This window comes from Catenulispora yoronensis (genome assembly GCF_039531695.1).
Classification (GTDB): Bacteria; Actinomycetota; Actinomycetes; order Streptomycetales; family Catenulisporaceae; genus Catenulispora; species Catenulispora yoronensis.
Window position 1 is genome coordinate 1 of sequence record NZ_BAAAQN010000092.1, and the last position, 13539, is coordinate 13539.

11 protein-coding genes and 1 rRNA gene are annotated in these 13539 nt (G+C 74.1%); 6 read left to right on the forward strand and 6 right to left on the reverse strand.

The annotated features are described in order from the left end of the window. The first annotated feature begins 7 nt into the window (after positions 1-7). Positions 8-124, forward strand: a 5S ribosomal RNA gene (rrf, locus tag ABD481_RS43330). 111 nt (positions 125-235) lie between these two features. On the opposite strand, the gene ABD481_RS43335 is transcribed toward rrf, so the two are convergent. Further along, a complete protein-coding gene (locus tag ABD481_RS43335; protein ID WP_344671757.1) occupies positions 236-901 on the reverse strand; it encodes a DUF5701 family protein in 666 nt (221 codons plus the stop codon). A gap of 120 nt (positions 902-1021) precedes the next feature. Here ABD481_RS43335 and ABD481_RS43340 point away from each other — a divergent pair, with 120 nt between their 5' ends. Continuing rightward, positions 1022-1585, forward strand: a complete 564-nt coding sequence (locus ABD481_RS43340; RefSeq protein WP_344671758.1) for a dihydrofolate reductase family protein — start codon at positions 1022-1024, stop codon at positions 1583-1585. A gap of 105 nt (positions 1586-1690) precedes the next feature. Here the strand turns inward: ABD481_RS43340 and ABD481_RS43345 are convergent, their stop codons facing one another. Genes ABD481_RS43345 through ABD481_RS43365 form a run of 5 tightly spaced genes read right to left on the reverse strand, consistent with a single transcriptional unit; the run spans position 1691 to position 7193 of the window. Beyond that, positions 1691-3073, reverse strand: coding sequence for a DUF58 domain-containing protein (locus ABD481_RS43345; protein ID WP_344671759.1), 1383 nt, complete (start codon positions 3071-3073; stop codon positions 1691-1693). A 16-nt stretch (positions 3074-3089) separates the two neighbouring features. Further along, positions 3090-4106, reverse strand: a complete 1017-nt coding sequence (locus ABD481_RS43350) for an AAA family ATPase (RefSeq protein WP_344671760.1) — start codon at positions 4104-4106, stop codon at positions 3090-3092. A 20-nt stretch (positions 4107-4126) separates the two neighbouring features. Then, the gene (locus ABD481_RS43355; RefSeq protein WP_344671761.1) at positions 4127-5293 is read right to left on the reverse strand and encodes a DUF4350 domain-containing protein; all 1167 of its coding nucleotides are present in this window, start codon (positions 5291-5293) and stop codon (positions 4127-4129) included. Then, on the reverse strand, positions 5290-6105 hold the full coding sequence (locus tag ABD481_RS43360) for a DUF4129 domain-containing protein (RefSeq protein ID WP_344671762.1): 816 nt from the start codon (positions 6103-6105) through the stop codon (positions 5290-5292). The genes ABD481_RS43355 and ABD481_RS43360 overlap by 4 nt, the downstream gene beginning before the upstream one ends. Then, positions 6102-7193 carry a hypothetical protein gene (locus ABD481_RS43365; RefSeq protein WP_344671763.1) on the reverse strand — a complete coding sequence of 364 codons (1092 nt, stop codon included), beginning with the start codon at positions 7191-7193 and terminating at the stop codon, positions 6102-6104. Before ABD481_RS43365 ends, ABD481_RS43360 begins: the two co-directional genes overlap by 4 nt. A 184-nt stretch (positions 7194-7377) precedes the next feature. Here ABD481_RS43365 and mtrA point away from each other — a divergent pair, with 184 nt between their 5' ends. The 4 genes from mtrA (at position 7378) to ABD481_RS43385 (ending at position 13184) form a co-directional block, all read left to right on the forward strand. Then, entirely contained in the window at positions 7378-8055 is a 678-nt protein-coding gene (gene mtrA, locus ABD481_RS43370; protein WP_194894868.1) for an MtrAB system response regulator MtrA, read from the forward strand. Between the two features lie 25 nt (positions 8056-8080). Then, entirely contained in the window at positions 8081-9964 is a 1884-nt protein-coding gene (mtrB, locus tag ABD481_RS43375; protein ID WP_344671764.1) for an MtrAB system histidine kinase MtrB, read from the forward strand. Beyond that, positions 9961-12063: an LpqB family beta-propeller domain-containing protein gene (locus ABD481_RS43380; protein WP_344671765.1), complete on the forward strand. Its 2103-nt coding sequence runs from the start codon at positions 9961-9963 to the stop codon at positions 12061-12063. The genes mtrB and ABD481_RS43380 overlap by 4 nt, the downstream gene beginning before the upstream one ends. Before the next feature lie 374 nt (positions 12064-12437). After that, complete coding sequence (locus ABD481_RS43385) at positions 12438-13184, forward strand: ComF family protein (protein ID WP_344671766.1); 747 nt, start codon at positions 12438-12440, stop codon at positions 13182-13184. The last annotated feature ends 355 nt before the right edge of the window (positions 13185-13539 follow it).

Below are 13539 nucleotides of genomic sequence, written 5' to 3' on the forward strand. Positions count from 1 at the left end.
AAGGTGTTACGGCCGCCATGGCGGCGGGGAAACGCCCGGTTCCATTCCGAACCCGGAAGCTAAGCCCGCCAGCGCCGATGGTACTGCCAGGGGGACCTGGTGGGAGAGTAGGACGCGGCCGGACTAACTTTGCACTCAGGCCCCGAACCGTATGGTTCGGGGCCTGAGTCGTTTTCCAGAAAGCCCCCGACGGGATCCCGTCGGGGGCTTTCTGCGTTTCAGCCCACTGCCGGCGTCAGCAGCAGACGGTCGCCAGCGCGCCGAACCTGCTGCCGGCCGAGGCCATGCCGAGCCAGGTGTGCGGGTTGCCCTGCCAGCACCAGCCCAGCTTGGGGGCGCCCTCGCTGATCCACAGTGCCGGGACGCGCTTGTCGCCGTTGCGGGAGCCGGCGAGCTCGAAGCACTTGTTCTTGGCCAGCAGCGCGGGGAAGTGGGTCAGCAGCGCGACGCCTTCCTCGATCGACAGCGGCGTCCGTCCCCGCTGCTCGATGGTCTCCAAGGCGGCCAGCGGGACCACGTCGCAGAATTCCTCACCGCGCTCGATGTCGAACACGAGGTACGGCAGCTTCTCGGAGGCGTCGTCCTCCAACAGCGCCTGGATGGTCACGAAGGAGGCCACGTCCTGCGGGCCCTGGTAGTTGCGGTCGATGACACCGGGCTTGGCCTTCCCGGCGAGAGTCAGTCGCGGAAGCGCTTCCTCCAGCGGGAGCAGGGCTCGCGGAACGACAATGAGGAACGGGACCCGGCCTTCCTGCGGGGCGTCCTGGGCAGCGGGATGAGACAGGGCGATCGGTTTCAACGGGGCGGCCAGCTCGGCGAGATCCGGGCGGCCCCACCCCTCGGACAGGGTCCGCACCTGGCGGTCGAACTCGGCACCAGGGTCGAATTCGGGAGACGTCAAGGTGTCGTCCTTTCGTCGGTCGAGCCTGGGCAAACAGCGGGCGAGCTCGATTTATTCCTCGGGCCTGTGGGTCTGCCCGGCTACGCTCGCCGCGTCGTGACTAGGAAAAGGAGCAGCGCGGTGGGCAAAGTGTTCCTCGATATGACGGTCTCGCTGGACGGTTTGGTGACCGGTCCGGACGGTGACCTGTCTCGCCTCCACGATTGGCTGTTCACCCAGAGCGGGGATCCCCGCAACGCCGCGGCGCTGGGCGCGTTCTTCGAAGCCGGGGCCTGCGTGGCCGGGCACGAGACTTTCCGTACCGGGGAGGAGCCCTGGGGACCCGAGCCACCGTTCCCCATGCCGGTCTTCGTGCTCGCTTCCCGGCCGAGGGAGCGGCTGGTCAAGGGACAGAGCACCTTCACCTTTGTCAGCGACGGTATCGAGAGCGCGATTCGCCAGGCCCGCGAGGCCGCGGACGGCAAGGACGTCGCCGTGATGGGCGGCGCGGCGACGGCGCGGGCCGCCCTCGCCGCCGGGCTCCTCGACGAGCTGCGTCTGCACCACGCCCCGGTCGTCCTCGGCGCCGGCACGCCGCTGTTCGTTCCCGGCACGCTGGAGCGGATCGAACTGGAGGAGCTGGAGCGGACCGACGGCGCCGGCGTCGTCCATGTCCGGTACCGGGTGGCCGGAAAAGCCGACTGAGCCGACCGACCAGGCCGACCGATCCGACCGATCCGACCGGGCCGAGCTGACCGATCTGACTGAGCAGCTGACCGGCCCGACCATCCCGCGGCCAGCCGCCCCGACCTACAGCCGCCCAGCGGCCTTAAGCGCAAGATAAGCGTCCGCCAGCGCCGGGGCGATCAGCTCCGGCGGCTGGTCGACGACCGTGACCCGGTGCTTGGCCAGCAGGTCGGCGACCTGCCGCCGTTCGGCCCGGGCCCGCTCGGCCGAGGCGGCCTCGTACACGGCGGTGGCGTCGCCCCGGCCGCGGGCCATCTCCTCCACGCGCGGATCGGCGACCGAGGCCACCACCACCTCGTGGCGGGCCGTCAGCGGGCCGATCACCGGCAGCAGGCCCTCGCTCATCGGGGCCGAGTCCAGGCTCGTCAGCAGCACCACCAGCGCGCGGTTCCCGGCCCGCTTGAGCACCGTGGTCACCAGGCCGCGGGCGTCCAGCTCGACCAGCTCCGGCTCCAGCACCGCCATCGCCTCGGTGACCCGGGCCAGGGTCTGGCCGGCCGAGGTGCGGGTGACCGCGGTGCGCACCCGGCGGTCGTAGGCGAGCAGGTCCACCCGGTCGCCGGCGCGCAGCGCCAGCGCGGTGAGCAGCAGCGCGGCGTCCAGGGCGGCGTCCAGGCGGACGCCGTCGGTGCCCAGCTCCTCGGTGCCGATCCGGCCGGCGGCGGTGCGGCCGGTGTCCAGCACGATCAGGATCGAGCGGTCGCGCTCCGGCCGCCAGGTGCGGACCACCACGTCGTAGTGGTCGCCGACGTGCCGCCGCGCGGTGGCCCGCCAGTCGATCGAGCGCACGTCGTCGCCGGCCGTGTAGTCGCGCAGCGAGTCGAACTCCGTGCCCTGGCCGCGCACCAGCAGCGAGGTGCGGCCGTCCAGCTCGCGCAGCCGGGCCAGGCGGCTGGGCAGGTGGCGCCGGGAGACGAAGGGCGGCAGCACCCGCACCCGCCACGGGCTGCGCGCCGTGCGCTGCCGCGCGGCCAGGCCGAGCGGGCCGAAGGAGCGGACGGTGACGTGCTCGGCGTGCCGGTCGCCGCGCCGCGTCGGTGTCAGCACCGATTCCACGCGCCGCCGCTCCCCGGCCGGGATCGTGACCGCGTGGCGGGGCTGCACCACGGTCGGGTCGGCGAGCCGTCCGCCGCGCGGTCCGGTGCCCGGGGCGGTCCGCAGCCCGGCCGACGGCGGCCAGGCGTCGCGGATCAGGGCCCGGACCCGCCGCCCGGAGGGGTTGGTGACGGTCAGCCGCACGTGCGCGGTCGCGCCGAGCCGGACGGTGGTGTCGCCGTCGCGCGCGAACTCCAGCGACCGGACCGGACCGGCCAGCGCCAGGTCGGCCAGGATCCCGGCGAGCACCACCGCGGCCACCGCCGCGATCCCGGCCCAGGAGGGCAGCACGAGGCCGACGAACACCGCCCCGAGCGCCGCCAGGGCGCCGGCGCGCCAGGTCAGGGCCATGACAGTCGTGTCCCTTCTACCGGGGCACCGGGACCGCGCCGAGCACCGCGTCCAGCACGCCGTCGGCGGTCCCGCCCTCCATCTCGGCCTCGGCGCGCAGCCGGACCCGGTGCCGCAGCGTCGGCTTGGCCAGCGCCTGCACGTCGTCCGGGGTCACGTAGCCGCGGCCGGCCAGCCAGGCCCACGAGCGCGCGGTGCTGAGCAGCGCGGTGGCGCCGCGCGGCGACACGCCGAGGGCCAGCGACGGCGACACCCGGGTGGCGCGGGCCAGGTCGGCGATGTAGCCGAGGACCTCGCGGCCCACGGTCACCCTCCGCGCCGCGGCCCGGGCGGCGGCCAGCTCCGCGGGCCCGGCGACCGGCTTCACGCCGGCCGCGACCAGGTCGCGCGGGTCGAACCCGGCGGCGTGCCGGTCCAGGATCCCGATCTCCTCCTCGCGGCCGGGCAGCGGCAGCACCAGCTTCAGCAGGAACCGGTCGAGCTGGGCCTCGGGCAGCGGATAGGTGCCCTCGAACTCGACCGGGTTCTGCGTCGCGGCCACCAGGAACACCTCGGGCAGCGGCCGGGGCCGGCCGTCGACGGTGACCTGCCGCTCCTCCATCGCCTCCAGCAGCGAGGCCTGGGTCTTGGGCGGCGTGCGGTTGATCTCGTCGGCGAGCAGCAGGTTGGTGAACACCGGGCCCTCCCGGAAGGAGAACTCCGCGGTGCGGCTGTCGAAGACCGCCGAGCCGGTGACGTCGCCGGGCATCAGGTCCGGCGTGAACTGCACGCGCTTGGTGTCCAGCGCCAGCGCCGCCGCCAGCGAGCGCACCAGCAGCGTCTTGGCGACGCCGGGCACCCCCTCCAGCAGCACGTGCCCGCCGGACAGCAGGGCGATGACCAGCCCGGTGACCGCCGAGTCCTGGCCGACGACGGCCTTGCCCACCTCGGTGCGCACCGCGAGCAGCGCGGCCCGCGCGGTGGCGGGGTCCACCGCGAGGTCGGCGGGCGTGGTGTCGCCGGACCCCGGGCCGGCCGGGTCTTGCTGGGTCATGTCGTTCTCCTGATTCTCCGTCACAGCCGCCCGACCTCGGCTTCCAGCCGGTCCAGCGCCGAGGCCAATCCCACCAGGGCCGCGTCGTCGGCGGGCGCCGGGCCCGCCAGCGTGTGCAGCGTCAGCGCCGTCGACGGTCCGCCGCGGGCCGCGAACGCGCCGGCGATGTCGCCGGTGGTGGCGGCGCGCGGCAGGCCGAGCCGGCCGGCCAGGCGCGACCGGGCCGCCTCCCGCAACGCGGCGGCCGCGCGGTCGGTCACGCGGCCCCGCTCGTAGAGCCGGGCGCGGCCCTCCACGGTCTCGGCGGCGCGGACCGCGACCGGCATCCGCTCCACCACCACCGGACCCAGCCGCCGGGCCTGCCACAGCGCCAGCAGCGCGATGGCCGGCAGCAGCGCCAGCGCGCCCCACCGCCAGCCGGCCGGCAGGATCTCGGTGAAGCTCTTGCGGTCGGAGGCGACGGCGTCCGGGTCCGCCGAGTCCGGCAGGTACCAGACCACGGTCGGGTGCTTGCCGAGCAGCCGCAGCGCCAGGGCGGCGTTGCCGTGGTCGGCCAGGTGGTCGTTGCGGAACGGGGTGCGGCTGCCGACCAGGACGGTGTCCGCGGTGGCCGCTCCGCCGCCGGTACCGGTACCCGCGCCGGCCGCTGTCAGCGTCACCAGGGCGTAGCCCTGGTCCGGCAGCTCGTAGCAGCCGGGCTTCGCGGTGTCCTGGAACGCGACGGCGTCGCCGAGGTCGGCGTTCCCGGCCGCGACCGCGTCCGGGTCCGGGCAGGCCGGGTCCACCAGCCGGGTGCGGCTCGTGGACGGCCCCAGGACCGCCGCGCTCCCGGCCAGCCGCTGGGTGGCCAGGCCGTCGGGCTGCACCACGACCAGCCGCGCCACCGGGGTGGCCGCGAGCGTGTCGAGCTGGCCGTCGGTGAGCAGGGCGGGGTCGGTGAGAACCAGCGTCGCCCCGCCGACCGCGTCCTGGGCGGCCGCGGTCGCCTGCGCGGTGGTGTGCGCCGACACCACGGTGACCCCGTGGTCGCGCAGCAGGACGGCCAGCGCGTGGCTGCCGTCGGGCGACTCGGAGTCCGGATCGAGCGTTCCCCCGCTGCTGCCGCCGAGGACGAACGCCGTGATCAGCGAACCGAGCAGCAGGACGCCGAGCGCGGCCAGCGGCCAGCGCCATGCCCGAAGCCTCATCGCGGCCCCGGCCCGTCGTCCGGACGTCCGCCGGTGCCGGCCTCCGGGCCCGCGCCGCCGCCGATGCCGGGGACGCCGCCATTGCTCGCGCCGCCGCTGCTACCGGTACCGCCGCCCACGCCCGCCCCGACCTTCTCGGCCGCCGCCTTCCCGGCCCCGAGCCGCACCCGCGAGCCCTGGACCGCCTCGTCGACCGCCACCAGCCGCCGGTAGTCCTCCGGGCCGGCGGCCGCCTCCCCGTACCAGATGTCGTCGAACACCCGCGCCGCGCCGGCCAGGGCCTCGGCCTGCTCCGGCAGCACCTGCCCGGCCTGCCGCGCCGCCACGTCGGCGGTCCGCCCCGGCCGCGGATCCAGCACCGTCCGCTCCTCCAACCCCGCGATGACCGCGCGCAGCCGGGCCCGGACCGCCTCGGCCCACCGGCCGCCGACCGCGTGCTCCTCGGCCGCGCGCCGGTAGCCCTCGGCGTCCAGCGGCGTCTCCTCGTCGAACAGCGCCCGCTCGGCCGCGACCCGGCGCCGGACCGGCCCGTACCGGGCCCGGATCACCACCACCAGCACGATCAGCACGGCCAGCACGGTGAGCAGGGCGACCCAGTCGTCCCCGCCCCCGCCCGAGCCGCCGAAGACCTTGTTCCAGACGATCTTGAGCTCGTGGCCGATCCAGCCCAGGACCCGCTGCGCCAGGCCGGGCCGGGCGTGCGCGTAGCCGGGCTTGGCCAGCTCGTCGGCGGCCGCGCGGCGCGCCTCGTCCCGGCCCACGACGATCGGCACGCCGGGCGTCGGCGCGACCGGGAGCCCCGGATCGGTCACGCGGCCGAGCCCGTCCCCGGTCCGACCCCGGCCGTCGGCGGCGCCCCGGCACCGGCCCCGGCGGCCTCGACGGCCCCGGTCCGCGCCCGCGCGTTCATCGCGAGCTGGATGTCCAGCCCCTCGCGCCGCATCCGCCGGTCCACGTACTGCAACGCCGTCACCGACGCGGCGAACGGCGAGACCACCGCCTGGATCGCCGCCGAGAACAGCGCGCCCAGGAAGACGTAGCCCACCGCCACGTGGTGCCCGGAGTAGGTCCCGTCGCCGTTGGCGCTCACCGGGCTCAGGTTCGAGCCGACCACCACCTGCTCCACCACCGACAGCACCCCGGCCACCAGCTCGGAGATCAGCAGCGCCAGCACCGAGATCCCCAGCACCCGCCACCAGCCGCCCTTGACCAGCACCGACGACCGCCGCAGCGCCTTGCGCACCGGCTGGTCCTCCAGCACCAGCGCGGCCCCGGCCAGCGACCAGGCCACCCAGCGGTTGACCGCGAAGGCCACGCCGGCGCCGATGCCGAGCAGCAGGAGCAGCGCCCCGGCCGCGTTTCCGGAGGCCGCGACCAGCGCGCCGGGCAGGATCGCCAGCATCAGGCCGCCGAACAGGGTGACGAAGATCAACAGCGACAGTCCGAGCAGCCGCGGCAGCCGGGGCCGGGTGAGCCGCCACACCTCGCCCAGCGTCACCGGCCGTCCCAGCACCGCCCGCGACACCGCGGTGGTGAGCAGCCCGACCAGCAGCGACACGATGAGCGCGTTCAGCAGGACGCTGGGCCGCAGCAGGGCCAGATCGTTGATCCCGGTCCCGCTGCCCAGGGTGGTGTCGTCGTTCACCAGGCCGGCCAGGAACCGGAGGTAGAGGAAGTCCAGCGGGATCGCGATCGCCTGTCCGGCCGCGACCACGATCGCGGACATGCCGAGCATCACACCGGGGTGGGTGCGCATCGCGGTCACCGCGCCGTCCAGGATCTCGCCGACCTGGAGGGGACGCAGCGGAACCACGCCGCGACCGGCTGTGGTCGCCGACGGCGGGACGGCCCCGGCCGGCGGGGCGGCGGCGACGGTCGCCGGTTCGGTAACACCGCTCATGATCTGCGTGAACGCTTCTTCCTGGAGGCTCGCCGGGGGCCGGGGGCGCCCGTGGGGCCGGACGTGTGCCCCCCAGCATGGCGGCACCCCCGATCCCGGCGCCACCCCCGTACCGGCACTAGTGGGCCGCCCCATCGGCACCGGGGATTCACCAAACGCAGAAAGTAATGCGACGATAGTCCGCATGAAAGGTCGTGTCTTGATCGTCGACGATGACATAGCCCTGTCCGAGATGCTGGGCATCGCCCTGCGCGGAGAGGGTTTCGAGACCACGTCCGTCGCCGACGGCGACCGGGCTCTGCAGGTGTTCCGTGACTTCAAGCCGGACCTGGTGCTGCTGGACCTGATGCTGCCCGGGCGCGACGGCATCGACGTGTGCCGGCTGATCCGCGGCGAGTCCGGGGTCCCGATCATCATGCTCACCGCCAAGAGCGACACCGTCGACGTGGTCGTCGGCCTGGAGTCCGGCGCGGACGACTACGTGATCAAGCCGTTCAAGGTCAAGGAGCTGGTGGCCCGGGTCCGGGCCCGGCTGCGCCGCGCCGACGAGCCGAAGCCGGAGACGCTGGCCATCGGCGACCTGTCGATCGACGTGGCCGGCCACTCGGTCAAGCGCGACGGCCGGCAGATCCCGCTCACGCCGCTGGAGTTCGACCTGCTGGTCGCGCTCGCCCGCAAGCCCTGGCAGGTGTTCACCCGCGAGGTGCTGCTGGAGCAGGTCTGGGGCTACCGGCACGCCGCCGACACCCGGCTGGTGAACGTCCACGTGCAGCGCCTGCGCAGCAAGATCGAGGTGGACCCGGAGAATCCGGAGATCGTCGTCACTGTCCGCGGGGTGGGGTACAAGGCCGGTCCGGCCTGACCTACGGGGAAAGTAGAAGCTGTACATGCGGGTCTGGAAGTTCACCGGCGGTGCCCGGCGTCTGTTCCGTGCCGTCCTGGAACTGCCCGGGACCTGGCGCGGTTCCCTGCAGCTGCGCGTGGTGCTGCTCACGCTGCTGCTGTCCGTCGTCATCGCCTTCGGGCTGGGCTGGGTGCTGAACGCGAAGATCCGCGACGGCCTGGTGCAGGCCAAGGAGGACTCCTCGCTGGCGATGGTGAGCAGCGGCTACGGCGAGGCCAGCAGCTTCCTGACGCTGACCGCGGACAAGTTCAAGAACGCCCAGGCCGCGGCCGCCGGACCGAACGGCCCGGCCGCGCACCCGGCCGACTACACGGCCTGGGTCGAGGGCCTGAACACCATGGTCACCAACCTGTGCAGCGGCGCCGGCAGCGACACCTACCAGGTGGTCCTGACCACCACCGACTCCCAGAAGCTGCCGATCGGCGGCTACGTCTGCGGCGGGATCCTGCTGCGCAGCACCGCGGTGCTGCCGCCGGACAAGCTGCCGCTGTACGACCCGGCCTCCGGCAAGGGCGGCGACGTGCAGGCGGCCACCACCACGCTGTACTACGGCGTGCAGTCGCCGGCCGACGACCTGGTGACCACGCCCTCCAGCCGCACCCCGACCGACCACACCTACTCCGGCCTGCTCTACGGCGAGCGGTTCGCGCTGCCCAGCATGGACTCCAGCCCCGGTCCGGAGATCCAGCTGTACTACGCCTTCCCGTTCACCAGCGAGAGCCAGGCGCTGAGCATCGACAACCGGCTGATCGCCACCGCCGGCGCGGTGCTGGTGCTGGCCCTGGCCGGGGTGGCCTGGTTCGTCACCCGGCTGGTGGTGACCCCGGTCCGGCAGGCCGCCGGGATCGCCGAGCGGCTCGCCGACGGCCGCTTCGACGAGCGGATGCGGGTGCGCGGCGAGGACGACCTGGCCCGGCTGGCCAGCTCGTTCAACACCATGGCCGGCAACCTGCAGCGGCAGATCCGCAAGCTGGAGGAGCTCTCCCGGGTGCAGCGCCGGTTCGTCTCGGACGTCTCGCACGAGCTGCGCACCCCGCTGACCACCGTGCGGATGGCCGCCGACGTGCTGCACGACGCCCGCGAGGACTTCACCGGGCCCACCGCCCGCTCGGCCGAGCTGCTCCAGACCCAGCTGGACCGGTTCGAGGAGCTGCTCGGCGACCTGCTGGAGATCAGCCGGTTCGACGCCGGCGCCGCGGTGCTGGACGCCGAGCCGGTGGACCTGCGGGCGCTGGTGCGCCGGGTGGTCGACGGCAGCGCGGTGCTGGCCGAGCGCAAGGGCTCGGACGTGCGGATCCTGGCCCCGGACACGCCGTGCGTGGCCGAGATCGACCCGCGCCGCATCGAGCGGATCCTGCGCAACCTGGTGGTCAACGCGATCGAGCACAGCGAGGGCCGGCCGGTCCAGATCAAGGTCGCGGCCTCCGGCGACGCGGTGGCGGTCGCGGTCCGGGACTACGGCGTCGGCCTCAAGCCCGGCGAGTCCTCGCTGGTCTTCGGCCGGTTCTGGCGGGCCGACCCGGCCCGGGCCCGGACCACCGGCGGCACCGGGCTGGGCCTGGCGATCTCGCTGGAGGACGCGCACCTGCACCACGGCTGGCTGCAGGCCTGGGGCGAGCCGGGCGGCGGCTCGCAGTTCCGGCTGACGCTGCCCCGCACCGCCGGGCTGGAGCTGGTCCGCTCGCCGATCCCGCTGGAGCCGGACGACTCCCGGCACCACAAGCGGCAGGCCGAGAGCGCCCGGCTGGCCGCCGAGGGCGTGGTCCCGGCCACGCCGCGCAAGAGCGGGCCGGACCTGACGGGTCTGACCAATCGGACGCCGGACCGGACCTCGGACCGGACGTCGGACAGACTGGGGGAGCGGTGAGCGCTGTCGAGGGCCCGGAACGGACGGGCGCGATATCCGGTGCGATATCCGGTGCGGGGTCCGGCTCCACGGCCGGCTCCGACCCCGCGCCCCGTGCCGCCCGGGCCTGGGCCCGGCGCCGGCCGGCCGCGGCGCTGGCCGTGCTCGGCACGCTCGCCGTGCTGGGCGTCACCGGCTGCGTCGGTCCGCCCTCGAAAGGCCCGGTGCGCACCAAGAACCTGGCCCAGAGCCACAACAACGTCTTCATCGTGGCCGCCGAGCCCGATCCGTCGATGCTGCCGCAGCAACTGGTCCTGAACTTCCTGCAGGCGCTCACCGGCGACCAGAAGGACCCCACGTTCAGCGTCGCGCAGGACTACCTGACCGAGGACGCCCGCAAGAGCTGGACCGCCCCGGGCGTCACCACGATCGTGGACAGCTTCGGCAGTCCGAGCCTGGACCCGCCCGGGACCGACCGCAGCACCCGGCCGGCCGCGGCCGAGGACGTGGCCACCACCCCGATCGGCGCCCAGGCCACGGTCTACCTGACCGCCACGCCGCTGGCCCAGCTCGACGACCACGGGTTCTACCAGGGCACCGCCCAGTCCGACCCGCTGCACGAGCAGTTCACGCTGAAGTTCCAGCGCGACGGCGGCTGGCGGATCCAGACCGCCCCCAAGGAGCGGCTGATCACCGCCGAGTCCTTCAAGCGCGTCTACCAGACCAACCAGTCGGCGATGCCGGTCTACCTGCCCGGCGCCGGCCCGCAGGCGGTGGACCAGGTCTACCTGACCCAGGCCGTCGGCAAGGTCGACTACACCTACAACGCGCTGGCCGAGGCGGTGCTGAACGGCCGCGCCGCGGCGCAGCGCTCGCTGCTGAGCCTGGACGAGAGCAAGCCGGTGACGGTGAGCGCGCAGGGCGTGGCCACGGTGACGCTCAAGGCGCCGGTGCCGGGCCGCCCGACGGACCTGAACGCGGTCAAGGACGCGCTGGTCGCCACCTTCACCGACGCCGCCGCCACGCCGCAGCTGGTCGGCTCGACGCCGTTGCAGACCGTGGAGGTCTCCTACCCGGGCTGCGGCGGCACGTGCACCGCGTCCGGGTCCGTCAACACCGCCGTCACCCGCTCGGCCCCGCCGGTGTACTGGGTGTGCCCGTCCCCGGGCGACACCGCCACCGTGGTCTCCCGGGTGCCGGGGCCCTCCGCCGGCACCGCGTCGGCGTGCGGCGACGGGACGAAGAACGTCGTCGACGCCAGCCGGGCGGTGGTCACCGTGCCGCAGAAGGTCGCCGCCAAATCGCCGATCGCGGTGCGCCAGCCGACCTCGTCGTCGTTCAAGTCGCCGTCGGCGATCGTGGCGGTGGTGGTGCAGAACAAGGACAACACCGCCTCGGTGATGGTGCTCGACCAGCGGCACCCGGACCAGCACAAGGTCTGGTACAACACCTCCGACCCGGCGCGCGTGACCGACCTGGAGTGGGACCCGGTCGACGGCGCGCTGTGGGTGGTCGACAGCCACGTGATCTACCGCCTCACCGATCCCGGCGACCAGCCCCCGAGCAGCGCCAACGCCGACTCCCTGGCCAGCCCGGCGGGCGCGCCGCCGACCGGCTTCAAGCCCTCCCCGGACGGCAGCCGCGCGCTCCTGGTCACCGACGAGAAGGCGACCACCAGCCTGTGGCCGGCGGCCATCATCGCCATCGACCGCACCGGTGCCTCCCCGCGCCTGCTCGACGCCGCCGTCCCGCTGCTGACCGGCCAGCCCGGCGGCCTGGCCCACGCCACCGACGCGGCCTGGGCCGACGGCCGCACCGTGGTCCTGATCGGCGTGTCCTCCACCCTCAACACCCCCCGCGTCTTCAAGGTCTACTCCGACGGCTCCCAGGACTCCCTGATCAGCGACACCGAGGACGCCCAGCCCGCCGCCACCCACATCTCGGCCGCGACCAGCATGCTCAACGGCCGCCCCGGCGTCTGGGTCTTCAGCGACGGCGCCGGCCCGGCCGGCTCCGCGAACAGCTACGTGTACTTCAAGGGCCGCAGCGGCGCCGAGAGCTACCAGGACAGCGGTTCGAGCCCGGTGGTGGCGACGGTGGTGCCGGACTCGGGGCCGTAGGGCACGAGGTTCGGGGCGGGTTGTTCCGGGCCGGGTCGTTCCGGGTCGGGTTGTTTCGGGCCGGGTCGGGTCGGGCCAAGTCGGGTCGGCGGCGCCATCGTCGGCTTGCCGGAATGTCTTGCCAGAGTGTCTCGGCAGAAGGTCGGTCTTGCCAGAGCGTTTTGTCGGAGTGTTTTGACAGGGTGCTGATGGCTGCCCGGCGGCCGACCGGGTCGCCGGTTGCGGTTGCGTGATCGGCCGGACATCCCCGACAATCCCCCCACGGCATCGCTCATCGGCGACCGAGCTGCCGCCGGACGGGGCTGCGTGAGGCGAACCCGGTCCGAACACTTGTCCGGGCGACCTCGTCGGGTCGCGACGATCGGGGGTCGCCGATGCCGCTCGTCCGCCCGCTCTGGACCGCGCTGCTGGACCTCGTCGCCGAGCGCGACTGCGGCGGCTGCGGACGTCCCCAGCCCTCCGGCCACCCGCTCTGCGGCCCCTGCGGCCGTCTGCTGGCTGTCGGCGGCCCGTGGCGCGTGCTGGCCGCCGTGCCGGAGGTCCCGCCCACGCACGCCGTCGCCCGCTACGAAGACCCGGTGCGGAGCATGCTCATCGCCTACAAGGAACGCGGCCGACACGATCTCCGCCGCGCGCTGGGTGAGGCGCTGGCCCGCGCCGTGGCGGCCACCGTCGACTCCGGGGCCCTGCGCGGCACCCGTTCCCCTGCCTCCGCCCAACGGCCGCTGACAGGCCCTCTGACGCTTGTCCCGATGCCTTCCCGCCGTCGCGCGGTCCGTGATCGGGGCGAGGATACGACCGCGCGGATGGCACGCTCGGCCGCGCGGGCTCTGCGCGAGGCCGGAGTCCCGGCCCGCACGATTCCCGCGCTGTGCCACGCCCGCGCCGTCGCCGACCAGGCCGGCCTGACCCGTGACCAGCGGCGGGCGAACCTGTCCGGCGCGCTCCGGGCGCGACGGAGCGCGGCCGGAGCCGGGCCGAGTGCGGTGGTCCTCGTCGACGACATCGCCACCAGCGGCGCCAGCCTCGCGGAGGCGGCCCGGGCCTTGCGCGCCGCCGGCGTGCCGGTGCTCGGGGCCGCGACGGTCGCCGCGGCACGGGTCCAAGCACAGTCGGCTTAATGGGGAAATTCAACAATCACTGGCCGGTATCCGCCCACGATGTGAACGTCCGTGAAATCCCGCCGCAACCGATTTGTAACGGTGGTCGAACACACTTCGGATCACTCGAACGGCCCAACGCCACCCTTCGCATCTTCCGTCCGGCGCGGAGCGGGGCTAGCTTTCACCCATAGGCACTGGTGCACGACCGAGTACGACCGACCGAGCAGGCGTGATGCGAAAGATTCCGCACGTGACCGGCCACCCGTGACGTGGCCCCCCGCCGCTCCGGCGGACTTCTTCCCCGACCACCTCCCGGGTCGCAGCCGCCCCACCGACGACTTCCGGCGGTTCCCGCGCCGGCTGTGACTCCCTC

Bases quoted from the DNA above. Each gene is read 5' to 3' on its own strand.
- ABD481_RS43345 (WP_344671759.1), bottom strand. From the start codon at position 3,073: ATGGCCCTGACCTGGCGCGCCGGCGCCCTGGCGGCGCTCGGGGCGGTG.
- ABD481_RS43350 (WP_344671760.1), bottom strand. From the start codon at position 4,106: ATGACCCAGCAAGACCCGGCCGGCCCGGGGTCCGGCGACACCACGCCC.
- ABD481_RS43355 (WP_344671761.1), bottom strand. From the start codon at position 5,293: ATGAGGCTTCGGGCATGGCGCTGGCCGCTGGCCGCGCTCGGCGTCCTG.
- ABD481_RS43365 (WP_344671763.1), bottom strand. From the start codon at position 7,193: ATGAGCGGTGTTACCGAACCGGCGACCGTCGCCGCCGCCCCGCCGGCC.
- mtrA (WP_194894868.1), top strand. From the start codon at position 7,378: ATGAAAGGTCGTGTCTTGATCGTCGACGATGACATAGCCCTGTCCGAG.
- mtrB (WP_344671764.1), top strand. From the start codon at position 8,081: ATGCGGGTCTGGAAGTTCACCGGCGGTGCCCGGCGTCTGTTCCGTGCC.
- ABD481_RS43385 (WP_344671766.1), top strand. From the start codon at position 12,438: ATGCCGCTCGTCCGCCCGCTCTGGACCGCGCTGCTGGACCTCGTCGCC.